Origin of the sequence: Salinibacter altiplanensis (assembly GCF_002894645.1) — a bacterium.
Lineage (GTDB): Bacteria > Bacteroidota > Rhodothermia > Rhodothermales > Salinibacteraceae > Salinibacter > Salinibacter altiplanensis.
Genome location: NZ_NCQY01000002.1, coordinates 113341 through 136884, shown reverse-complemented (window position 1 = coordinate 136884; position 23544 = coordinate 113341). Strand labels below are relative to the sequence as shown.

Annotated in this window: 18 protein-coding genes and 1 tRNA gene; 5 read left to right on the top strand and 14 right to left on the bottom strand. The window is 64.7% G+C overall.

Features of this window, described 5'->3' with window-relative positions:
- Window position 1: 1 nt before the first annotated feature.
- From B7R93_RS00675 to B7R93_RS00665, 3 genes are all read left to right on the top strand, one after another.
- Window positions 2–3952 (top strand): efflux RND transporter permease subunit, encoded by a 3951-nt coding sequence (locus B7R93_RS00675; protein WP_103018931.1) that lies wholly within the window; start codon window positions 2–4, stop codon window positions 3950–3952.
- A 211-nt stretch (window positions 3953–4163) separates the two neighbouring features.
- Window positions 4164–5351 (top strand): CNNM domain-containing protein, encoded by a 1188-nt coding sequence (locus B7R93_RS00670; RefSeq protein WP_103018930.1) that lies wholly within the window; start codon window positions 4164–4166, stop codon window positions 5349–5351.
- Window positions 5352–5380: 29 nt separating this feature from the next.
- Window positions 5381–6856: a UDP-N-acetylmuramate--L-alanine ligase gene (locus B7R93_RS00665; protein WP_103018929.1), complete on the top strand. Its 1476-nt coding sequence runs from the start codon at window positions 5381–5383 to the stop codon at window positions 6854–6856.
- Between the two features lie 4 nt (window positions 6857–6860).
- On the opposite strand, the gene B7R93_RS00660 is transcribed toward B7R93_RS00665, so the two are convergent.
- Window positions 6861–7928, bottom strand: a complete 1068-nt coding sequence (locus B7R93_RS00660) for a cobalamin-independent methionine synthase II family protein (protein WP_103018928.1) — start codon at window positions 7926–7928, stop codon at window positions 6861–6863.
- Between the two features lie 134 nt (window positions 7929–8062).
- Here B7R93_RS00660 and B7R93_RS00655 point away from each other — a divergent pair, with 134 nt between their 5' ends.
- Window positions 8063–8869, top strand: a complete 807-nt coding sequence (locus B7R93_RS00655; protein ID WP_103018927.1) for a helical backbone metal receptor — start codon at window positions 8063–8065, stop codon at window positions 8867–8869.
- An 82-nt stretch (window positions 8870–8951) separates the two neighbouring features.
- On the top strand, window positions 8952–10163 hold the full coding sequence (locus B7R93_RS00650; protein ID WP_232797868.1) for a dipeptidase: 1212 nt from the start codon (window positions 8952–8954) through the stop codon (window positions 10161–10163).
- 42 nt (window positions 10164–10205) lie between these two features.
- Here the strand turns inward: B7R93_RS00650 and B7R93_RS00645 are convergent, their stop codons facing one another.
- The 13 genes from B7R93_RS00645 to B7R93_RS00585 all read right to left on the bottom strand — a co-directional run bounded on the left by B7R93_RS00645 (window position 10206) and on the right by B7R93_RS00585 (window position 23487).
- Window positions 10206–11402: a PepSY-associated TM helix domain-containing protein gene (locus tag B7R93_RS00645; protein ID WP_103018925.1), complete on the bottom strand. Its 1197-nt coding sequence runs from the start codon at window positions 11400–11402 to the stop codon at window positions 10206–10208.
- A gap of 48 nt (window positions 11403–11450) precedes the next feature.
- A complete protein-coding gene (locus tag B7R93_RS15985; protein ID WP_103018924.1) occupies window positions 11451–13808 on the bottom strand; it encodes a TonB-dependent receptor in 2358 nt (785 codons plus the stop codon).
- A 133-nt stretch (window positions 13809–13941) separates the two neighbouring features.
- Window positions 13942–15207: an ATP-dependent DNA helicase gene (locus B7R93_RS00635; RefSeq protein WP_103018923.1), complete on the bottom strand. Its 1266-nt coding sequence runs from the start codon at window positions 15205–15207 to the stop codon at window positions 13942–13944.
- 63 nt (window positions 15208–15270) lie between these two features.
- Entirely contained in the window at window positions 15271–16731 is a 1461-nt protein-coding gene (locus B7R93_RS00630; RefSeq protein ID WP_232797867.1) for an NAD(P)H-binding protein, read from the bottom strand.
- 106 nt (window positions 16732–16837) lie between these two features.
- Window positions 16838–16927: transfer RNA gene (locus B7R93_RS00625), tRNA-Ser, on the bottom strand.
- Window positions 16928–17026: 99 nt separating this feature from the next.
- Complete coding sequence (gene atpG, locus B7R93_RS00620) at window positions 17027–17950, bottom strand: ATP synthase F1 subunit gamma (RefSeq protein ID WP_103018921.1); 924 nt, start codon at window positions 17948–17950, stop codon at window positions 17027–17029.
- Between the two features lie 58 nt (window positions 17951–18008).
- Window positions 18009–19664, bottom strand: a complete 1656-nt coding sequence (gene atpA, locus B7R93_RS00615; RefSeq protein WP_103018920.1) for a F0F1 ATP synthase subunit alpha — start codon at window positions 19662–19664, stop codon at window positions 18009–18011.
- Window positions 19665–19723: 59 nt separating this feature from the next.
- Window positions 19724–20296: an ATP synthase F1 subunit delta gene (atpH, locus tag B7R93_RS00610; protein ID WP_103018919.1), complete on the bottom strand. Its 573-nt coding sequence runs from the start codon at window positions 20294–20296 to the stop codon at window positions 19724–19726.
- A 57-nt stretch (window positions 20297–20353) separates the two neighbouring features.
- Window positions 20354–20863 (bottom strand): F0F1 ATP synthase subunit B, encoded by a 510-nt coding sequence (gene atpF / locus B7R93_RS00605; protein WP_103018918.1) that lies wholly within the window; start codon window positions 20861–20863, stop codon window positions 20354–20356.
- A gap of 242 nt (window positions 20864–21105) precedes the next feature.
- Window positions 21106–21336: an ATP synthase F0 subunit C gene (gene atpE, locus B7R93_RS00600; protein WP_011403674.1), complete on the bottom strand. Its 231-nt coding sequence runs from the start codon at window positions 21334–21336 to the stop codon at window positions 21106–21108.
- A 101-nt stretch (window positions 21337–21437) separates the two neighbouring features.
- Complete coding sequence (atpB, locus tag B7R93_RS00595) at window positions 21438–22694, bottom strand: F0F1 ATP synthase subunit A (RefSeq protein ID WP_103018917.1); 1257 nt, start codon at window positions 22692–22694, stop codon at window positions 21438–21440.
- A gap of 57 nt (window positions 22695–22751) precedes the next feature.
- On the bottom strand, window positions 22752–22988 hold the full coding sequence (locus tag B7R93_RS15600) for a hypothetical protein (RefSeq protein WP_232797866.1): 237 nt from the start codon (window positions 22986–22988) through the stop codon (window positions 22752–22754).
- A gap of 268 nt (window positions 22989–23256) precedes the next feature.
- Window positions 23257–23487 carry a hypothetical protein gene (locus B7R93_RS00585; protein WP_103018915.1) on the bottom strand — a complete coding sequence of 77 codons (231 nt, stop codon included), beginning with the start codon at window positions 23485–23487 and terminating at the stop codon, window positions 23257–23259.
- Window positions 23488–23544 lie beyond the last annotated feature (57 nt).

The following is a 23544-nucleotide window of genomic DNA, read 5'->3' as shown; positions in this document are numbered from 1 at the left end:
CATGACGATCACCAACCTGTCGATCAAGTACCGGACGGCCGTCTTCGTCCTCACTCTGCTCATCGTGGGCGGGGGGCTGTACAGCTACCTCACCATTCCGAAGGAGTCGGCCCCCTCCATCGAGATCCCGACGGTCGTGGTCACGACGATCTATCCCGGGGCCAGCCCGGACGACATCGAGTCGGTCGTCACCCAGCCGCTGGAGCAGGAGATTGGCAGCGTCAACGACATCGACGAGCTCCGGTCCACCTCCACGGAGGGGGTGTCCACCATCGTGGCCGAATTCGCCCCGAGCATAAACAACGACAAGGCCTACCAGGACGTCAAGGACGCCGCCGACCGCGCCCAGGCCGATCTTCCGAGCGGCATTGAGGAGGACCCCATCGTCAGCGAGATCAACACGGAGGACTTCCCCATCCTGACGGTAAACCTGGGGGCGGACTACTCGCTGGCCCGCCTCAAGGAGGTTGGCAAGGAGCTGCAGGACGAGATTGAGGGCATTCCGAGCATTCTGGAGGCCAACCTGGTGGGCGGCCTCACCCGTGAGGTCCAGGTGAACGTGGACCTGACGGCATTGAAGGGCTACGGCCTCACGTTCCAGGACCTGGTGAGCACAATCCAGAGTGAGAACCGCAACATCCCCGGCGGCTCCATCGACGTGGACCGCCTCAACTATCTGGTCCGCATCGACGGCCGGTTCGACGATCCGGAGGCGCAGATCCCCAACCTGGTGGTGGGCGCCCCCAACGGCACCCCCGTGTACGTTCGGGACGTGGCGGACGTGGTCTTCGGGTTCGAGGACCGCAGCACCTACGCGCGGCTCCGCGTCCTGCAGGAAGAAAACGAGGAGGGGCAGCTCGTCTCCGCCCCCCGGAATGACACGTCGGTGCCCGTCATCTCGCTAAACGTGACGAAGCGCGGCGGCGACAACATTTTAGAGGCCGTCGAGTCGGTGAAGCAGACCCTCAGCGGCTTCGACTTTCCGAGCGGCACGCGCGTGACGATCACGTCCGACGAGAGCGAGAACGTGCAATCGCTGGTCACGGACCTGGAAAACAACATCATCAGCGGCCTCCTCTTCGTGATCGCGGTGCTGCTCTTCTTCCTCGGCGTCCGCAACGCCACGCTGGTGGGCATCGCCATTCCGCTGTCCATGTTTACGACGTTCCTGTACTTTCAGGCGTTCGGGTACACGCTCAACTTCGTGGTGCTCTTTTCGCTCATCATCGCGCTGGGCATGCTGGTGGACAACGCGGTGGTGGTCGTGGAGAACATCTACCGCTTCATGGAGGCGGGCTACTCGCGGTGGGAGGCCGCCAAGCGCGGCACGGCCGAAGTGGGCGGGGCTGTGGTGGCGGCGACGGCGACGACGGTCGCGGCCTTCGCGCCCATGCTCTTCTGGCCCGGCGTGATTGGCGAGTTCATGAGCTTCCTGCCCCTCACGCTGATCATCACCCTCACCTGTTCCCTCTTCGTGGCGCTCGTCATCAACCCGGTGGTGTCGGGCATGTTTATCCAGGTCGACGAGGATGGGGAAGCGGGCGATGGGTCCGAGTCCGAGTCGTCTGTGGCCCGATACCTGGGCGGCGCGAGCATTCTCCTTCTGGGCCTGGTGCTCGGCCTGGCAAACTGGAAAACCCTCGTGGTGGTGGCCGTGGCGGTGCCCACCCTCTACGTCCTCCACACGTACCTGCTGAAGCCCATCGGGGACCGGTTTGCGCAGGAGGGCCTGCCCCGCATCATCGCGTGGTACCGGGACTTCCTCACCTTCATGCTGGAGCGGGACTACGCGCGCCCCTGGGCACTGCTCCGTAACGCCGGTGCCCTCGGGGCCTTCTCGGTCGGCATCGCCCTGTGCGTCCTCGGCGGCGGCGTCGCGGCCCTCGCCTCCCTCACCGCCGGAAGTGTGCTCCTGGTGCCCGGCGGGCTGCTCATCGCCCTGGGCGTGCTCGGCATCGTCGTGCATACCGTCGAGGGGATGTACCTGGCGGGCCGGGCCAGCGTGTGGATTGGAGGCCTGCTGGGCGCCCTTATGCTTCTCTTTCTAGGCATCGCCTTGGGGCTGGGACGGATTGCCCCGTCTACCGTCGCCCTCATGATGGCCGCCCCAGCCCTGATTGCACTCGTCGGGGGGGTCGGTGCATTCACCCGGGGCGGCCGCCACCACTTGCTCCTCACGGACCGGCGGGCCCTTCTCCTCAATGGCATCCTCGGCACCCTCCTCCTTATTGGCGGGCTCTATGCCCTCGCTCCCACCGGGGTCTCCTTCTTCCCGTCGACCGATCCGAACCGCGTGCAAATTATTCTCGACAACCCCGTCGGGACCAACGTCGAGACCACCAACCGAACGGCCCAGACCGCCGAGGAGCGCCTCGACGCGCTGATGAAGGAGACCTCCAGCGTCGCGGCCAACATCGAAAATATCCTCACGAACGTAGGGGTCGGGGGCGACTCCCAGTTCGGCGGCGGAGCGGACCGCGAGGAGCGCGCGCGGCTGAGCCTCAATATGGTCGACTACGACGACCGGGTCGAGTCCTCGACCCGCACCCTCGACCAACTGCGGAGCCAGCTCAGAGGCATCCCGGGCGCCGAGATTGACTTCCAGCAAGAAACGCAGGGGCCCCCGACGGGTCCGCCCGTCAACATCGAGGTGTCGGGGCCCGAGTTCGACCGGATTGTCTCCATCAGTCGCGAAATCAAGGCCCGCCTCAACGAAGCAGCCAGCGACGGCACCATTCCCGGCCTCGTCGACATTACCGACGACCTGAATGCGGGCCGGCCCGAGCTTCAGGTGGACGTGGACCGCGAGCGGGCCAATCAGTTCGGCCTGTCGACCGAGCAGGTCGCCTCCACCGTACGAGCCGCCATCCAGGGGCGGGAGGCCAGCACCTTCCGGGACGGGGAGGACGAGTACGACATCACGGTGCGGCTGCAAGAGGAAGACCGGCAGACCCTCGAGAGCCTCCGCAACCTGACCCTCACCACCCCGTCTGGCGACCAGATTCCGGTCGTGTCGGTGGCAGACCTGCGGGAGACCAGCGGGTTTGGGTCCATTACGCGACTCGACGAGCAGCGCGTGGTGACCGTCCAGGGCGGCGCCGCGCCCGGCTACAACGACAACGCGGTGCTCCAGCAGGTGCAGCAGGAGCTGAGCGACTACGAGCAGGGGCTCTCTCCGCAGTACGAGCTCACCTACACCGGGCAGAACGAAGACCAGCAGGAGAGCTTCGGCTTCCTCTTTACGGCCCTCGCCATCGGCGTGGCCCTCATTCTCCTCGTCCTGATTACCGAGTTCAACTCGGTGAGCGCTCCCTTTATTGTCATGGCCGCCGTGGGCCTCAGCCTCATCGGGGTGCTACTGGGGCTCATCCTGACCCGCACGCCGTTCAGCCTCTTCACCTTCATCGGCGTCATCAGCCTGGCCGGCATCGTGGTCAACAACAACATCGTGCTGGTCGACTACATCATGCAGCTGCGGCAGAAGGGCACCGACAAGCAGGCGGCGATCGTGGAGGGCGGGGCCACGCGCCTGCGCCCGGTGCTTCTGACGGCCTTTACCACCATCCTGGGCCTCGTGCCCCTCACGTTCGGCATCAACATCGACTTCGTGGGCCTGTTGACCGACTTTGCGCCCAACTTCCAATTCGGCAGTGAGAACACACAGTTCTGGGGCCCGATGGGCACCGCCATCATCGCCGGGCTCACGTTCGGGACGTTTCTCACCCTCGTGGTCGTCCCGGTGATGTACTCGACGTTCGACTCGGTATCCACACGGGTAGCGGCCCTCTTCGGCGCAGCCCCCAAGGCCGGCAGCATCGTAACCGACGCCGTCACGACCGAAGGGGAAACGGCCTCGGCCCCGGACCAGGCCGATGCGCCTGACCCGGACCTGCCGGGCGGAAACGGCCGGCCCGACGAGCTCTCCGCTCCGGCGGCAGACTCGCCGTCGTGATTCGCCCGCCCCGGTCGGCCGTGCCTCCCGTCGCCCTCCCTGCTCATACCAGCCGCCCCCGCTTCGTTGAAGAAACCGAACGGAACCGTCCGCATTTACGGGGCCCGCTCGCAATACGCTCCGGCAAGCACTTCGGACACGCTGCGGACACTCGGGCCCCAGGTTGTGGTCCCATCCAACTGAACGTTCTCGAGCTCCCCGCTGACCGCGAATGGGCTTACTCCTCCTCTACGTTGCACTGGCAATCGCGGTCTCCTTCCTGTGCTCCATGATGGAGGCCGTCTTGTTGAGCGTGACGCCCTCGTACGTGGCGGCGCTGGAGCGCGAAGGGGGCGCGGTCGGCGCGCAACTACATCAGTTCAAAGAAGACGTTGACCGCCCGCTGGCGGCCATCCTGAGCCTCAATACGATCGCTCACACCGTGGGGGCCGCCGGGGTTGGGGCCCAGGCCACAGTCGTCTTTGGGGAGGCCTACACCGGCATCATCGCAGGGGTCCTCACCCTTCTCATCCTCGTTTTCTCGGAAATCATCCCGAAGACGCTCGGGGCCGTCTACTGGAGAACCCTCACCCCCACGATTGTCCGCCTGCTGAGGGCAACGATTCTCGCCATGTGGCCCCTCGTCAAGCTGTCACAGGGCCTGACGTACCTGCTCTCGCGGGACGAGGACAAGGCCGCGTTTAGCCGCGAGGAATTTACGGCAATGGCGGAGCTGGGGGAGGAAGAGGGCGTCTTCGAGGAAAAAGAATCTCGCATTCTGCGAAACCTCTTCCGCTTCAACTCTCTGCGGGTGAAGGACGTGATGACGCCCCGGACCGTGATTTTCCAGCTCGCGGAGCAAAAAACAATCGGCGACGTGGTGGAGGAGCGCAGCGAGTTCCGCTTTTCCCGGATTCCGGTTTACGACGACAATCCGGACGACATCACCGGCTACGTGCTGAAGGACGAAATGCTGTTGCGGGCTGCCCAGGAGGAGTTCGACGTGTCCCTGTCGGAGATCTCACGCGACGTGCTGGTGGTGCACGAGACCCTGCCCCTTCCCGACCTGCTGGAGCGTCTGCTCGATCGCCTGGAGCACATCGCACTCGTGGTGGACGAGTACGGCGGCGTGGCGGGCGTCGTCACGATGGAAGACGTGGTCGAGACCCTTCTGGGCTTGGAGATCGTGGACGAAGCCGACTCTGTGGAGGACATGCAGGCGCTTGCCCGGAAGCAATGGTTCAAGCGGGCCCGCGAGCTGGGCATGGTGTCCGACGAGGCCCTGGAGGCCCCCACCGATGCCGACTCGGAGGCACGCAGCGAAACGGTCTTGGAAAGCGACACCACCGCTGAGGAGGAGGCCCAAGTGGCCGCCGAGATGTCTCGTCGCTCCTCGCCAGAGTCCACGACGGATGAGTAGTTGATCGACTGTCTGCCCTCTCGTTCCGTATGCCCCGTCCCCTCGACGCCCTGCCGGACGCGTCGCTCCGGCAGTTCCCACGCCCCGACGTGCCCCCGCCCGACCAGACCGAAGACGTCCACCTCATTGGCATCTGCGGCACGGGCATGGGCGCCCTGGCGGGCCTCTTCCATGAGGCCGGGCTCAACGTTCGGGGGAGCGACGACGGCGTGTACCCGCCCATGAGCACCCACCTCGCCGAGCGGGGCATTTCGGTGCAGGAGGGCTATGATCCGGCCCACCTCGACCCGGCGCCCGACCTGACGGTCGTCGGCAACACCTGTACGCCTACCCACCCGGAGGCCGCTGTCGCCCGTGAGGAGCGCCTGCCCCAGCAGTCGTTCCCGGAGGCCCTCAGCCACCACTTTCTTCGGGACCGGCGCCCCCTCGTGGTGGCCGGCACGCACGGGAAAACCACCACCACGGGCCTGCTCGTGCATCTCCTCCGACACGCGGGCGTCGATCCCGGCTTCCTCATCGGGGGCGTCATGGAAGACACGGACCAGAGCTACGCGCTGGGAACCGACGCGCCCTTCGTGGTGGAAGGCGACGAGTACGATAGTGCGTACTTCGACAAACGGCCCAAATTCTTGCACTACCGGCCCCAGTCGGCCCTCGTCACGTCGCTGGAGTTCGACCACGCGGACATTTTTGTGGATCGGAACGACTACCGCGGCGCCTTCGAGGCCTTCGTCGGCCTCCTTCCGAGCGACGGACACCTGGCGCTCTGTGGCGACGCCCCGGCCGTGCGGGCCCTCGCCGATCACACGAGCGCATCGGTGCACACCTACGGACTTGCCCCTCACAACGACGTCCACGCCGAGGGCCTGGCGCCGACCGATGGCGGCTTGTCATTCACGTTGCGAATGGGATCCCGCAGCGAAGACGTGCGGCTTCTCCTCCCGGGGCGGCACAACGTGCAAAATGCGCTGGGAGCCGCCCTGCTCGCCCGGCACGAGGGGGTGTCGCCCTCCACCATTGCGGCGGGGCTGGCGTCGTTTGGGGGCATGAAGCGACGGCAGCAGGTGCGCGGCCGCCCCAACGACGTGCTCGTGGTGGACGACTTTGCCCACCATCCCACCGCCGTGGAGGCCACCGTACAGGCCCTCAATACAGCCCACCCGGACCGGCGGCTCGTCGCCATTTTCGAGCCCCGCTCCAACACGAGCCGACGCGCGCGCTTCGAGGACGCCTACGGAGCTGCCTTTGACGCCGCCGACCGCGTGTTTTTGAAGGCGCCCCCGGTGCGCCACAACGATGACCCCGACGCGATGCTCGATGCGGCGGCCGTGGCCCGTACGATCCGTGGCCGCGGCGTCCCCACAGAGGTGTTCGAGGACGTAGACGACGTGCTTTCCGGCCTCACGGATGCGCTCCAGCCGGGGGACGTGGCGCTCCTCATGAGCAACGGCAGCTTCGGCGGCCTGCCCGAGCGCCTGCCGGAGGCCCTGGCCGAGGCGGAATAGGCGCCTATTCGAGTCCCAGCGCGTCCCGCGCCCGTCGTGTCCCCTTTATCCGCGCCTCAATCTTTTCGAACGCGGTGCGTCGGGCCGTGGAGCGGTCGTCCCCGAACGGCGAAAACCCGCAGTCGTCGGTGGTCCCGAGTCGCTCGGGCGGAAGATGCTTCGCCGCCCGCAGGACCGTGTCGCGCACGTCTTCAGCCGACTCCACCCGGGGATCGTTCACGTCGATGACCCCCAGGAAAATCGTCTGGTCGTCGTGACTGCACTGCTGGACGATGTCGAGCACACGCTCGGGGTCTTCTTCGCTCGCGAACTGCATGTAGAAGCGCCCGGCGTTCATCTCGAAAAGCAGTGGCAGGAGCTCCGCGTAGTCCACGTCGGCACTGTGGGTGGAGTCTTTGTCGCCCCCCGGACACGTATGGACCCCAATCCGTTGGCGGGCCTCGTCGGAAAAGCGATCGAGGACGCGGTTGTTGAGCGCAACACACTCGCGGAGCAGGCCCTTCGAGGGATCGAGCTTTACCGCAAGCCGCCCCTCCGTGAAGTCCATCTGGACGGCGTGTGCTCCGGCGTCGAGGCATCGACGAATGTCGGTCTCGACCTCGTCGACCAGGTCTTCGAGGAAGGCCTCCCGCGGGTACCCGTCGAGCCCGTCGTCCGGGTAGAGGAAGCTAAGGGCCGAGGCCGAAATGACGCTCTGCTTCACCGGCACGCTCGCGTAGGACTGCGCCCGCTCTAGGTACTCCACCGCGTAGGTCTCATACCGAAAGGGGCCCTCGGTGAGCCGGGGCAGAGTGCGGGTGTGCCCCGCCTCGAACGGAATCTCAACGCCGCCGGGCTCGATGTTGTCGGCCCCCTCGACCGGGTAGGTCAAGAAGCTGGGTTTGGCCTGCTCCCCGTCCGTGATGACGGGCGACCCGGTGTCCTCGAACGCGCCGATGGTGGCCCGAAGGGCTCGGTCGGCAATTTGGGCGAGGGCCTGCCGGCTCAGGTCGCCCTGTCGGTACGCTTCCAGGCCCTCAATAACCTCTTCCGGCCGGGGAATACTGCCGATGGGTTCGGTGGGAAGGGGCATGGTCAGGGCGAGTTGGACACGAAGAATGGACAGCCCACACGCCACGCAGACGGAAACGATTCCTCCGGGGAGGAATCAACCCGGTTCAACCCGTCGTTTTACAGTCCCTTTCTTTCTGACCGGTCCCCTCTCCAATGCCGACCGCCCCCGACGCCCGCGGCCACACCGTTACGCTCGACTCCCGGCCCCGCCGTATTGTGTCCCTGGTGCCCAGCCAGACGGAGCTGCTGGCGCATCTGAACCTGGGGGCAGAGGTGGTTGGCATCACCCGCTTTTGCGAGCGACCCGAGCATTGGCACTCGGAAAAGACCATCGTGGGCGGTACAAAGCAGGTTGATTTCGACATCGTTCGCGGCCTGGACCCGGATCTCATCCTCGCGAACCACGAGGAGAACACGGCCGAGGACGTGGAGGCGCTCGACGAGATCGCCCCCGTGTTCGTCACGGAGGTAAAAACCGTCGAGGAGGCACTCGGGATGATCCGCACGGTGGGCAGCCTCACGGATACGTCCGACCGGACGTCCACTCTGGTCGGCAAAATAATTTCTCGCTTCGAGGCCCTGCCCAACTTTGTGCCTCTCCGCGCCGCTTACCTCATCTGGCGCGAACCGTACATGACCGTCGGAAGCGATACGTTCATCCACGACGTGATGCGGTGGGGCGGTCTTGAGAACGTCTACGGCGACCAGACCCGGTACCCGAAGGTGACGATCGACGCACTGGCCGGGCAGGACCTGGACGTCGTTCTCTGCTCCAGCGAGCCCTTTCCCTTCCACGAAAAAGACACGTTCACGGCCGATCTCCGTGCCGCCTTTCCCGACACACCGATCGAAATCGTGGACGGACAGCCCTTTTCGTGGTATGGCCCGCGGCTCCTCGACACCCCGTCGTACCTGCGGTCCCTTCGGGAGCGCCTGCCAACCCCCGCGCCACGTGGCTGAGGGCCCGCACGGCCTGGTTCTCTTCTACCCTCGGCTCTTTGGAAGCCCCGTCCCTCGATCGCATCTCTTTTCCGCTATGGCCATGCCCACTTCCTCTCTGATGGCCCTCTCCCTCGTGCTCGTTCTTGCGGGGGTGCAGGCCGCCCAAGCACAACCCGCCTCGGTGGAGGCCCGGGCCGACAGCCTCGTCCAGGCCGTCCTCCTCGTGGACGGCCACGTCGACCTTCCCCACCGCCTGAACGACATCTACGAAAACCCGGCGGCCACCACGGTAGGGGGCGACTTTGACTACCCCCGGGCCCGGGCCGGTGGCCTCGATGCGCCCTTCATGTCCGTCTACATTCCGACGTATCTCCAAAGCAACCCCGCCGCCGCGACGAACCGGGCCGACGCGCTTATCAACCTCATGGAGAAGATCACAACAGAGCACCCGAATGCGTTCTCGGGGGCGACCTCGCCGGACGAGGTGCGGCGGATTGCCGAGACGGAGGCCGTGGCCCTTCCCCTGGGCATGGAAAACGGGGCCGGCCTGGGCGGCGAGATCGACAACGTGAAGCACTTTTACGACCGCGGCATCCGCTACATCACCCTTACGCACGGCATGCACAACCGGCTCGGCGACTCGTCCTACGACGACGCCGAGCCGCGGTGGAACGGACTGAGTCCCTTCGGGAAAAACGTCGTCGCGGAGATGAATCGCCTCGGCCTCATGGTCGACGTGTCCCACGCCACGGACCCAACCGCCATGGACGCAATCGAACAGTCCGAGGCCCCGGTCATCGCCTCTCACTCGTCGTGCCGCCACTTCACCCCCGGCTGGGAGCGCAACGTGAGCGACGAGCTCATCCAAGAGGTTGCCGACACCGGCGGCGTCGTAATGATTACGTTCGGCTCCTCCTTCCTCCAAAACGAGTACCGGGACCGGGACGCCCCCATTCGCGACGAGATGCAGGCCCACATCGACTCGATGGGCTGGGCGGAGGACTCGCGCGAGGCGGTCGTCTACGAACAAGAGACCCGTCGGGCGCACCCGATCGGGACGGTTCAGGATGTGGCCGATCACATCGACCACGCCGTGGACCTCGTGGGGGCTGAGCATGTGGGCCTCGGCTCCGACTTCGACGGCGTCTTTGCGCTGCCGGAGGGCCTGCAGGACGCGTCGGAGTACCCCACCCTCGTGGCCGAACTGCTCCGCCGCGACTACACGGAAGACGACATTGCTCAAATCCTCGGGGAGAACATCCTGCGCGTATGGGCGGCGGTCGAGGCCACCGCGGAGACGCGTCAGGAATAAAGGGCCCCATGGCGTGCCGCCGCTCCTCGCTGAGCCCCCCGGTCAGGGGCGTCGGGGAATCGGCGACGGGTCATCTTGGGACGGGCGGTCCGCCGGCAGCACAACGGGGCGTGTGTTCTCCTCCGTGGCGTTGGGGGTGGCTTCAGCGGGCGCCACCGTGCGCCAGCGCTGATACCAGATCATGGTCCCCGTGACGGAGAGAACCGCAGGTGCCAGTCCCAAGATCACGTACAGCCACTTCACGAAGAGCCCCCCCACCGCCCCGATGTGGAGCGGATAGAACGTCTGGAGCACCCGCGCGCTCCACGGGGCTGTCCGGGCGTCGTCCACCCGAAGAACCGACGCGTTGCTCGGGCGCGTGTAGACAAAGCTACTGCCGTTGGGGTGCCACTCCGGCGGTGTCCGTAGGCGGATGGTCACCGGCGCATCGGGCTCTTGGGGGACGTACAGAAACGTCGGCTCCCCCTCGGGAAGGGCCTCGGTTGCGGCACGCATCGCGACCTGGTACGAGACGGCTTCGGATTCATCACTGCCGCGCTCGGGCGTCGTGGGCGCAGGCGGCGGCCACGGGGCGGTGGCCGTCGCCGTGGCAAAGATCTGTTGGGTCGTAGGGTAGAAGATGAAGGCACTGCCCGTAAGGGCGGTGAGCAGCAGGAAAAGGGCTGTGTAGAACCCGCCTGCCCGGTGCAGGTCGTAGTTGAACCGCACTGCTCCCTGCCGCCACATCACCCGCAGTGCCTCTCCCAATGCCGTCAGGCGCCGCGGCCACCACAGGACGAGGCCCGTGACCGTGAGCAGTACGAGCAGTAGGCCGCTTGCCCCAACGACAAGACTGCCCGTGCGGCCGGCCAGCAGCTGCACGTGCAGGTCCACCGCCGTATTCACCAGCCCCTCGTCCGAGGGTCGTTCTCCGAGAATAACGGCCCGGTAGGGATCCACGTATACGCTCGGCGCCTCCGGCCCCAGCCGCACCACTGCGGGCTCGGTGGGGGCCGTCGGAAGACCGACGATCCAGGGCTTCGCCTCGGGATGGACCTCCTCGACAGCGCCGAACACCTCGTCAAGAGGCGCCCGCGTGTCGGAGGGCGTAACGTGATGCAAGCTGGGATGCAACCATGCCTCGAGCGCATCCTCGAAGACGAGTGCGCTCCCACTCACGCTGATGGCAACAAGGAGGCCCCCCAGTGCGAGGCCGCCGTACAGGTGAACCCAGGACGAGATGCGACGAAGCACCGACATGCCGCAGGGCAAGAGTTGTTCAGGACATCAGCACCGAGGGCGTGCGACCTACCACCTGACCGAGTAGGAGAGACTGAAATTGCGACCGCGAGCCGGCGTGTAGGAATCATCACCGAAGTTGCCACCGGGAATTTGCGATCGGACGGGAAAGTAGTAGTTGTCGAACAAGTTCTCAATGCCTACTTCCAGAGCTCCGGTTCCGACCTTGATTTGGCTCGTCAGGTCGAACACGACATATGGCGACACATCTCCTCGTCCGAAGGGGGCCGTATCGTCGAAGACATCCCGTTCGCCGGAATACATCATCTGAATGCGGCTTGTCCAGCCGTCGATCGGCGTCACGTCCACGTATCCGGTGGCTTTCTCGGGGGGAATGCGTTGGCCGGGAAGATGCGTGCCGAAGCTACCGTCATCATCGGCGTCGTTCTTGCCCTGGAGCCACGAGAAAGAACCGCCGACGGCGACCGGATCGCGGAGCTGCACGTCGGCCGTGAGTTCGAGGCCGTAGATGCGTTCGGGGGATCGCACAATTTCGAGGTCGTTCCCAAACGAGCTGCCGAGATCGGAGGTCGTGTAATACCCCGTGGCGGTGGCACTCACGCGGCCCGTATTCAGGCGAAGGCCCGTTTCGTAGCTGTTGACGGTCTTGGCTTCCGGGTCGAGCTGCTCAACCGACGCGGCCGCAGTGCCACGAAGTACGCGCCCAACCTCACTCACCGAAAAGCCCTGTTCGAAGGACATGAACACATCCACCGGATCCGAGACCGTAACCACGACGCCCGCGTTGAAGGCGAGGTCGCCGTAGGTAAGCGTACCGCCCTCCACATCATTTCGGGCATCGGCGGTGCCGTCCCCGTCCGTATCGAGCTCCTCCCGGAGGGTCGTAAAGTCGTCCACGTCAACCATCAGCCCTTCATACCGCGCCCCTCCGCGGAACGTGAGTCGATCCCCCACCGGCACCCGGAGCTGGACAAACGGCGCCACGCTCGACTGCGTCATCTCCGGCGCAAAGATGCGTCCGTCGACCAGGGGCTGCGCTGTTCGGTCGCGCAGCGCGTCGGTCCCCCAAAAGACTTGACTCTCCTCCGTTATTCCGAGCGGCGTTGTCGCGTCGAGGCGCAGGCCCCACTTGGTCGACTCGACGAAACTCTGCCCGCCCCCTGGGAGAAACCGGGAGAACCCAAAGTACGTCTCGAAGTCGTGGATGTACGCCTGAGCCGTCACTCGACCGTCGAGAACATCGTTGTGCTCGTAGCCGACCTGACCGACAACGTTTTCGGTCCCGGGGTCTTCCCGCGGAATGGTTCCGAGGTCCGAGGTGGGAGACGTCGGCGTTTCGTCGTACACGCCGGGCTCACGTCCGTACTCCAGCTCTTGTCGGAGCGAGTAGTACTGCACCATACCGGTAAGCTGCTGCGACTCTGCGACGGGCACCGTGGCCTTTCCGAACAGGCTCACATCATCAGCGCCGGCGAGCCCTCCCTGGCCGCGCGGATTCTGGGGAGTCAGGTTTCCGCGACCATCGTAGAACTGCCCCCACTGCCCAAATCCTCCACTGGCAACCACACCAACTCCGTCTACCTGCCCAGAAATCGTCTGGTGAAAGTGACCGGCAAAGCTTTCCTGGACGTCCGCCGAGGATCCACCGATGCCGACATCCGTCGTCGCATTGAGGCTTGACGTGGGCTCTTTGGTGATGAAGTTGATGACACCACCGGTCGCCCCGAAGCCGTAGCGGGCACTGGCCCCTCGCTTCACCTCGACGCGCTTGATGACCTCTGGGCTCGTGGTTCGAAGCGAACGGCCGCCGCCTCGCAGAGGCGTGGCTTGCGGCACCCCGTCAATCATGACGAGGGGATCTCGTCCCCGCAGGGACTGCCCGAAGTTGCTGAGGGAGCCGTTGCTGGGGGCAAGACCGGGCACCTCCTGGGCCAAAATGTCTCCAAGGTCCCCCGTAATGCTGCTCTGTGCCTCCAGGTCCTGAGCCCCCAGGACGGAAACCGACGACGCGAGATTGCCGACCGCTTCACGACTCCGAGTGGCACTCACGACCACTTCGTCGAGGTCGTATTTCTTTGTCCGGATTCGCAGAGAAATGGACAGCCGATCCTCTTCCTCCACCGTCACGTTTGTGCTGGCTTTCGTGTATCCGACGGCCGAAGCAACCAGGCGGTACGCCCCCGCGGCTACGTCCGCAAAGCGAAAGGTACCGTCTACGGCCGTGCTCGTCCCCGCCACCCGTTCTCCGTCGTCTGCCCGTTCTAGGACAACATTTACACTCGAAACGGGACGGTCCTGGGTATCGGTGACGGAGCCCCGCAGCTCAGCGGCCTGTCCGTGGACGGGGGACAACGCGCCGAGCACCGGGAACAGAATGGCGAAAAGAAGGGTCGTCGCGATGCGCATCAGTAGAATGGACGTTGATTCTGGTTTTTGCTTATTTGGACTGATTACAGATAGCGGTCCAGGCCGACGAGATCAACGCCCTCATCGATGATTCATCCCAACTCATACGCTCTTCGTACAGCTTCTTACCAACTCACACCAGCAGCGCGAGGCGGCGGGCCGGGCGCGTAACGGCCACGTACAACAGCGCCCCCTGCTCCTCGCCCCGGCACACGCGCAGATCGCGGTGGTCCACAAACACAGTGTCGTAGGTGGAGCCCTGTGCCCGGTGCACCGTCGTGGCGTACGCGTAATCGACGCGGGCGAAGCGCTCCCGAAGCTCAAAAAACCGATCCCACTTGGAGGCGTCATCCTCGGCCTTCGTGCGGCGGCGGGCCAGCGCGTTCTCGTACCGCTCACGCTCCTTCTCGTGCAGCACATGAATCGTACGCGTGAGACCCCGTCCCGGCGTGCGCACCGTCAGTTCCCAAACAGTCCATTCGCTTTGATCGTCGGCCTCAAACGTCTCCACCCCCGCCTGCTTGACACGCACCTCTTCGCTGTTGGTTAGCCGCTGCACGCCGTCGTGGTACCAGGTTTCAGTGCCCACCAGCCATTCTCCTTCCACGAAGCGGTCCGCGTCCGCCCCGTACCGTTCGGCGCGGATCTCGCGGTTATAGCGGCGGACCGTCTTGTTGCGGTAGGCCAGCACGCGGGCGTGGGTGGCGTCTTCGGCGAAGGCCTCGGCGTCGAAGGCCCGGAGGATGCTATCCAGAAACTCATCCCGGTTGCGGGTAACGGCCACCCCTTTCCCGTCCTCGAACGTGCTCCCGAAACGGCCGTCGGCACCAGTGCGAATTTTGGTCGCAAGCTCGAGGATGGGGTTGTCGGCCGCCTGACGATGGATCGTTTCCAGAGTGGGGCCGGGCACGTCAAGCGCGGGCGACGGGTCTTCGTTCACCGGGGGCAGCTGGGCCGGGTCGCCCACGAAGAGCCACTGCACCCAGAAGGGCGCCTCCTGAATGTGCGACCATTCCTCGCGCCCGATCATAGAGGCCTCATCGACGATGACCACCCCTTCGGCAAAGTCGCGCTCCTCCTCCGCCACCAATTCGTACTCCCCGTCCTCCTTCGGCGTTAGCCGGAGGCCCAGGAAGGAGTGGAGCGTTTGCATCCGCACAGGAGCGTCCCCGAGCTCTTCACTCAGCACCTGTACGGCCTTGTGGGTCGGGGCGCAGACGGTGACTGTACAGTCTTCGTCCAGCAGCTGCTCCACGAGGCGACTCACGAGGTACGTTTTCCCGGTCCCCGCGTATCCGCGAAGCCCCGTAAATCGGTCTCCCTGAGCGAGGCGGTCGTACACGTGATCGTACGCCTCCTCTTGGTCCTCGGTAAACGGCGCGTCGGCAAAGGTAGACATCGCAGGGCAATACCCCCCGACCAGATCGGGCGAGGCAGTGTTCACAGAACAAAGCGAACGGCCCTACGAGGAGGGCCCATGGAGGGCGGACGAGACGGAGCCCGTTTCGGACTGCTGTGCCGTGAGGCGCTCCAGGTGCTGCCGAAAGCCCCACATCACCACGAGGTGGGCGAGGGCCTGCGTGCTGTTGTACACGTACCATGGCAGCCGGGGCGAAAAGTCGTGGATGGCAGCCAGCACGGACGTCCCGCCCAGCACCTGCCGAAATTCGAGCCGTCCAGACCGCTCGCCTTCCCCTTTTGCCAGCATTCCCCCCGTCACGAAGAAGAGCTGCCGCCCCTCCGGACTGCGATCGGCCGCAAACCGGAGCCGGAGGAGGGTGCCCACCGGGCGCAGCTCAAAGTGCGCAACCCGTCCGTGTTCTACGTGCACCCGGAGCGCGGGCCACCCCAGACGGGGCAGCCACCGCAGGTACTCATCGGCCACGTCCCGCGCCGTAAACTCGGGGGGACACGGCATGCGCTGCACCGAGCGGACCACGCTCTGGTCGCGGATGACAGCATCTTCGCGCTCTCGCAATTCGTCCCGCGGATTGGGGAGGGGATGCCCCGTGTCGTCCACCGCGGCCTCCAGGGCCTCCTCAAACGAGAGGGCGCCGTTCTGGAGCCACTGGTGCATCTCGTTCGGCTGCACACGCGTCTGAAACCGCAGGCTGTCGACCACAGGCGTCACGAGGGCCCAGGGCACGCTCCCAAAGAGCCAGATCCAGAGCTTCGAGAGGCGGGGCGACTCCATCGGCACCGTCGTGGTCCGGCGCCGGAGCCCCAGTACGTCGGCGGTGCGAAGCAGCATCTCGCGGTAGCTCATGGCGTCCGGCCCGCCGACGTCGTAGGTGGCCTCGTATGTCGAGGGGGTGCCCAGACTTTTCTTCAGCCCCCGCACCACGTCCCGGAGCGCGATCGGTTGGGTCTCGGCCCGGGTCCAGGACGGCAGGACCATCACCGGGAGCCGCCGAACCAGGTTGAGCAGCATGCTCAGCCACGTGCCGCCCGCCCCCACGACCAGCCCCGCCCGGAGCGTCGTGAGGGGAACAGACGTGGAGGCCAGGACCTGCTCCATCTCCAGCCGACGGCGGAGCGGGGCCGGCAGAGGACTTTGGTCCTTCGGGACGAGCGCCCCCAGGTACAGAATCTGTTCGATGCCTTCCGCTTCGGCCGCACGCACAAAGTTATCGGCTTGTAGAAGGTCGAGGTCGGCCGCCTGCCCCTGTGTGAGGCGGGCCGACGGGAGCATCGAATGCACCAGGTAGATGGCATAGTCGGCCCCCTCCAGGCCCTCCCGCACCGCATAGGGGTCGAAAAGGTCGGCGTGCCGCCACTCTTCACTGGCGGTGGCGTTGGCACGCGCCCGCACCGGAGATCGCGTAAGCCCGACCACGTCGTACTCTTCTCGAAGCGCCTCCCGGAGCGCTGTTCCCACAGAGCCGGTGGCCCCGGCGACGGCGACGGTGGGACGACTAGACATAGACTCGACCATCGGAGAGCGGCGTCGTGAGGAGCAAGCCGCGCAGGGCAAGGGGGCCCGAAAAAGAAAAGGCCCGCCCCGAGAGCATCGGGACCGGCGCGGACAGCGGAGAGGGGGGGATTCGAACCCCCGAAACGGCTCATCACCGTTTACTCCCTTAGCAGGGGAGCGCCTTCGACCGCTCGGCCACCTCTCCGTCTTCTGGTCTTGTGGTATGTTGCGCCGCGGACAGTGTTGCACGGGACTCCAACCGCTCACTACTGTCTGCGAACAGCAGGCCTCTTTGCGTCCGTCATCAAGACTCTTCGAGCGCCTCCGCCCCACTGGTGATGTCCAGCAACTCGCGGGTGATGGCACTCTGCCGAGCCCGGTTGTATTCGAGGGTCAGGTCCTCAATCAGCTCCTCGGCATTGGAGGTCGCATTGTCCATGGCCACCATCCGCGCCCCCTGTTCGGCCGCATTCGACTCGAGCAGCGCCCGCCACACCTGGTAGTACAGGTAGCGCGGGACGAGTTCGTCGAGCAGGTCGCGAGCCCCCGGCTCGAAGATGTAATCGATCGCCCGGCCGTTCTCGGGCAGGTCAAGCCCGTCGGTCTCTTCTTTCATTACCGGGGTCTCGAACCGCTCCTCCGGAATGGGCAGCAGCGGCTCTACAATCTGATTCTGGACGATGGTGTTCTTGAACTCGTTGTAGACAAGGGTCACCTCGCCCCAAAGGCCACGCTCAAAGCCTTCCACGGCGTCCTCCACGATCTGCTGGGCCACCTCGAAATGAAGCCCGTCAAAGACGTCCCGGTAGTCCCCGACCAGACGATAGTCCCGCTTCTGGAAGTGCTTGTGTCCCTTCTTTCCCACACACAGCAAGAACAGATCGTCGTCCGCTTGCATCTCCGCGTGGGAGGTCTCGACCAGGTGCTCCGCAGTCTTGATGGCGTCGCTGTTGAAGGACCCACAGAGCCCACGGTCGGCCGTTATCACAATGACCAGGGCGCCGGGGGATTCCTCGGGCGCCTGAAAGAACGGATGGGCCGTGGGGTCGAGCTTCTGCTTGAGGTGGTTGGTCAGCTCCCCGATTTTGTACGCGTAGGGCCGTGCCTGAAAAATCTGCTCTTGGGCCCGCCGTAGCTTCGCCGCCGCCACCATTTTCATGGCCCGAGTCACCTGCTTGGTGTTCTCGATCGAGTCGATCCGGTTCCGAATGTCACGAAGGTTCGCCATGGATCAAGCAGGGGGTCGTACGGGGGGGAAGTCGATGCGGTCGACGGTTGAGACGGAGCTACGCCGTCGCGCCTTCGTCCGCGAGCACGTCTTCGGTCTCCTCCTCGTCCTCCTCGGCGTACACGTCGGCCATGTCCGCAGCGGCCTCCTCGAAGACCTCTTCGACCGCGTCGGTCAGCTCTTCGGTCTCGCGAATCTCGGTGAGCACATCGTCGTGGCGGAGGCGGAGGCGCTCCAGGTACTCCTCCTCAAAGTCGCCGATGTCATCGACCGGCACGTCGTCCAGGTGGCCGTTGATGGCCGCGTAGATGATGGCGACCTGCTCCTCCACCGGCACCGGCGAGAACTCGTCCTGATTCAAGATCTCAACGAGCCGCTCCCCACGATTGAGTTGTTGCTGCGTGGAGGGGTCGAGGTCGGACCCAAACTTGGCGAAGGCCTCCAGCTCGCGGTACTGCGAGAGGTCGATCCGGAGCGTGCCGGCCACGTCCTTCATCGCATCCACCTGTGCCGAGCCGCCCACGCGGGACACGGAGCCCCCCACGTCGATCGCCGGCCGGATGCCGGCGTTGAAGAGATCGGTTTCCAGATAAATCTGGCCGTCGGTGATCGAGATCACGTTCGTCGGGATGTAGGCCGACACGTCCCCGGCCTGCGTCTCAATCACCGGCAGGGCCGTGAGCGACCCGCCGCCCTGCACCTTGTCCTCGAGCGTGTCGGGGAGGCCGTTCATCTGCGCGGCCACCTCCTCGTCACTAATGATCTTGGCAGCCCGCTCAAGAAGACGACTGTGGAGGTAAAAGATGTCTCCCGGATACGCCTCCCGGCCGGGCGGGCGCCGCAGCAGAAGCGAAAGCTCACGGTAGGCCACGGCCTGCTTCGAGAGGTCATCGAAGCACACGAGCGAGTCGCGCCCCGTGTCGCGGAAGTACTCGCCGATGCAGGCCCCGGCAAACGGGGCAACGTACTGTAGGGGCGTCGGCATGGACGCCGACGCGTTTACGATGACCGTGTGCTCCAGGGCCCCGTTGCGCTCCAGGTCCCGCTGCACCTGTGCTACCGTCGAGTCTTTCTGCCCGACCGCCACGTAGACGCAGTAGACCGGGTCGCCGCTGTCCGTTCCCTCCTGGTGGGTCTGCTTCTGGTTGATGATCGTATCGGTGAGAACCGCCGTCTTGCCGGTCTGGCGGTCGCCAATGACCAGCTCGCGCTGGCCACGTCCCACCGGGATCATCGAGTCGATGGCCTTGATGCCCGTCTGCAGTGGCTCTTCGACCGGCTCCCGGTAGATGACACCAGGGGCCTTTCGCTCCAGCGGCAGCACCGTCTTTTCACCTTCAATGGGTCCCTTGCCGTCGAGCGGGCGCCCGAGCGGGTCGATCACACGACCCAGCATGTTCTCGTTCACGCCGACCGAGGCAATCTGTCCGGTGCGACGCGCCTCGTCCCCCTCGCTCACCGAATCCACGTCGCCGAAGAGAATGACCCCAACACTGTCCTCCTCAAGGTTCAGGACCATGCCCTCCACGCCCTGCTCGGGAAACTCCACGAGCTCGCTGGCCTGGGCGTTGCTCAGGCCGTAGAGCGTCGCAATGCCGTCGCCGGCCTGCAGCACGGTCCCGGCCTCGTACTCTTCCGCCTCGGTTTCAAAGTCGCCAAGCTCACGGCGGAGAATGTCAGTGACCTCGTCGGGTCGGATGCTACCGTTGGACATGAAGGGATCGAGAGATCAAATCGTGAAGAACAAGTGGGATGGTGGCGGGCCGGGATCGGCTATGCCCCCTCGTCAAGGGCGTTTTCCGAGAGGGGTGCGTCGCGGAGTCGATCGTGGAGGACGCCGAGCTGGTTGCGCACACTGGCATCGAAGACGCGGTCGCCAATTCGGACCACGAGCCCTCCGATCAGGTCCGGGTCCTCGTCCAGATGCAAGCGAATTTCGTTGCCTGTTTTTTCTTCAAGGGCGTCCACCAAGGCCGTACGGGCCTCGTCGGCCAGGGGTCGAGCCACCGTGACGTCCGCGTCGACGATGCCGCGCTGCTCGTCGCGAAGGGACTGGTACTGGGCAAGGATCTCTTGGGTCAGCGTCTCGCGGTCTTTCCGAATCAGCAGGCGAAGAAACTGTACCGTGAGGCCTTCGACCCGATCGTCCAGAAGCTCGCGGACAATCGAGTCCTTCTTGTCCTGCGGAATGACGGGGCTTTCGAAGACCCGCTCCAGCGGACGGTTGGCGTCAAGACTCTCCAGAAGCATCCGGACATCCTCGTCGATGGCCTCGAGGACCCCGGTCGCATCGGCTTCTTCGTATAGCGCGGCGGCGTACCGCCGGGTGACCGTGCGCTGGCTCATACAACTGTTCGGGATTGAGGATTGGGCGCGCGGATGGGACCCTGTTCGTCTCGCGCGTCAGTTTGTTGGGAGATCGTCGAGGGCGTCGTTCACGAGCTGGCGGTGCCGGTCCGCATCCAGGTCGTTCTCGATGATTTTCTGGGCCGCCCCAATGGCCAGGTCGGCCACCTCATCTCGAAGCTCCTGGAGCGCCGCCTGTTTCTCACGCTCAATGTCGGCCTGGGCCTGCTCCTTCATCTCTTGGATCTCCTGTCGCGTCTGGGCCTTCTGCTCTTCGCGCAGTTCCTCGGCCGAATCGCGGGCCTCTCGAAGAATCCTCTGGGCCTTCTGCTCTGCGTCACGGCGCGCCTGTTCGTTCTCGGCCTGGATCTCCTTGGCCTCTTGAAGCGCCTCTTCAGCCCGCCGGATGGACTGCTCAATGTCTTCCTCTCGCGCCTCCAGCGATTCAGTAATCGGCCCCCACCCAAACCGGTAGAGGATGTAGAGGAAGATGAGGAAGGCAACGGTTTTCCAGAAGATAAGCCCCACCGATGGCGTGACGAGGCTCTGGGCAAATAGGGCAGTCATGGGCAAGGGACAAACCGGACGACGAATCTAGCTGCGGAGAGGGCAGACACAAGCGCAGCGGGACAGGCCCAGGTGTCCTTTCGCCTCCGTTCAGGAGGCTCCAGGGCCCCGGCACCGTGACCCCTCATTACTTAAAACGGGCAGTCACGACGACGAGGCACGGCGCCACCAGGTCGTGGGCCGTTGTCGAAGGGCCCCGGGTGCGCTGCACTCATGCCCTCTCGTTCCGTTTTCGGACGGCCCTAGACGAAGAGGACCAGAAGGAGGCAAATGATGAGGGCAAACAGAGCCACACCCTCAATGAGACCGGCCGAGACAATCATCAGGCCTCGGATGTCTCCGGCGGCTTCGGGCTGTCGGGCCGCTCCGTCCATCGAGGAGCTGGCCAGTCGGCCAATCCCAATCGCGGCGCCAACGGCAGAGATGCCGGCTCCGAGACCGGCGGCGAGGTATGCAAGAGCAGCGGGGTCCATAGTGTTCTTCTCCGAGTGTAATGTGTACAGGATACGAGTGGTCGTGCAGAAGTTATGTCGTGGCAGAGCCTCAGGGCGCTTCCCGACAGTCGGTACTGGGGCTAGGCCGTCGTTGGCTGTGCGCGTCGTTCCACCTTGTCTTCCACGGCGTCGAGGCGCTCTTCGGCCCGGCCATCCAGGCCGGAACCGGACTCCACCTCCTGCTCGCCGCCAGAGTGGTGCTCTTCCACGGCCATTCCGATAAAGAGGGCCGAGAGAATTGTGAATACGTACGCTTGAATGAAGGCAACGAGCAGCTTCAGCAGCAAGATGAAGACGGTGAATCCTATGCTAATGATGGTGGTCGACCAGGCCGCCGCCTCCCCCATGATCACGTTCATCATGAACACCAGCCCAATGAGGCTGAAGATGATGAGGGACCCGCCCATCATGTTCGCGAACAAACGAATCGCGAGGGCCAGGTGCCGCATCACGAGACCGATGATCTCGATGGGCACCAGAATTATTCGGATGAGAACAGGCGCGTCTGGGGGGCCCGTCAGCAGCTCCTTGTAGTAGTCCGTCGAAGCATAGAGCAGCACGATCGCAAACGTCATGACGGCCATCACCCCCGTGACCGCGATGTTGGACGTCGCCGCCCCCGCAAACGGCACGAGGCCCAGAATATTGGCGACAAGGATGAAGAAGAACGCCGTCAGCAGGTAGGGCAAAAATGTACGCCACTTCCCGTCCGGGATGTTGGGCTTCGCAATTTCATCGCGGACGAAGACGACCAGCACCTCCATCATGTTTTGAAAGATGCCTTGGGGGGCCTCCGGCTGGTCGTGCCCCTTCTTGTAGCGCTGTGCCAGGGCGATGAAGATCCCCAGCACGATGAGCATCGCCAGCAGGCCAAAGATGAGGTGTCGCGAGATGGAGAGATCCGCCACGACCTGCCCGCTCGTCCGGACCACTGGGCTATGAAGGTGCTCTTTCGCCCCGATGGCCTCGCTGAGCTCCGCCGATGCCGTGATCGGGTCGGCGTGTCCCTCCCCCTCGTCGCCATGGGCAGTCAGCCCGTACGGTCCGCCCCGGAGAAGCCCCTTCGTGCTCCCATATGCTTCAAGCGTGAGTGCGCCGTCCGCAGTGCGGACGAGCATAATGCGCGGGAGCTCAACCTGCGCGAACGGCTTGAAGTTAAGGTAGTAGCCGTCCTCTGCGTGCCCGAGAATCGTGTTGTTGACGATGCCCTCAAGCGTTACCTCCTCTCCCGCTTCCCCCGCGGGCACAGACGCCTTCGCGGGAGCGGTGGGCAGCGCCAGGCTCACTCCCAGCACGGCGAGCGCGACAATGTAAAGGGGACGAACCCGACCGATCATAAGGCCTTTGTTTGTGCAATGGCAATCACATACACGACGAATGGGCAGCCGTCACGTTCAGGCCGTAAGGCCATCCTGCCTCATCCGCCGGATGATTATCCAGATCTCAAATGCGATGCTCACGAATAGCAACCCGAGGAGGACTCCCACATACGTCGGCACGTGCACCGGAGCATACAGGAGAACCAGGATCATCGCTACGAAGACGAGGCCCATTCGTACCCCAAGCCCGCCCAACTCGATGACCAAGAATGTTTTTCGGCTCGACGCCCGCAGGGCCGTGCGATGCGTCAAAACACGTGCCGCAGCGTGCACTCCCACCGTCGCAATCCCCAGCCACACCCCAGTTGTCATCGCGATGGTACCGGTTGCTCAGCGGAGGGAGAATGTGTGCAACACAACGTGGCACTCTGCTCCTCACGCCTTCACCTTCTCACACCAGCATTGAAGCTACGCATCGGGGCGGTGCAGGACTTATGAGAAGCGGTGAATCGTGCATGAAAGAATCTCGCAGGGACACGTCGAGGAGGAAGCGCCTCTGGGACGATGGCTCGGGGCGGCGTCAAGAAGGAAATTCTTGCTGAAGTCGCCAGAGCTGAAGCCCAGCGCCTACAAGTCCCACCGTTGCCCCCACAAACAGCCCCCATGGGGTAGACTGGAGCTGGACGTCGACGAGCGCCCCGAGGAGGGGCGGAAACGCAGCCACGCCCACGATGCGCCATCCCAGATCGAGGTATGGGGCAATGTCTCGAAGGGCACTTTTCCAGGGCCCGTCGTTCCCCTCGTGAGCCATCGTCACTGTGCACCGATGTCTGGACGGCATGAGGGTCTGAGCAACAGAGCCCTCACG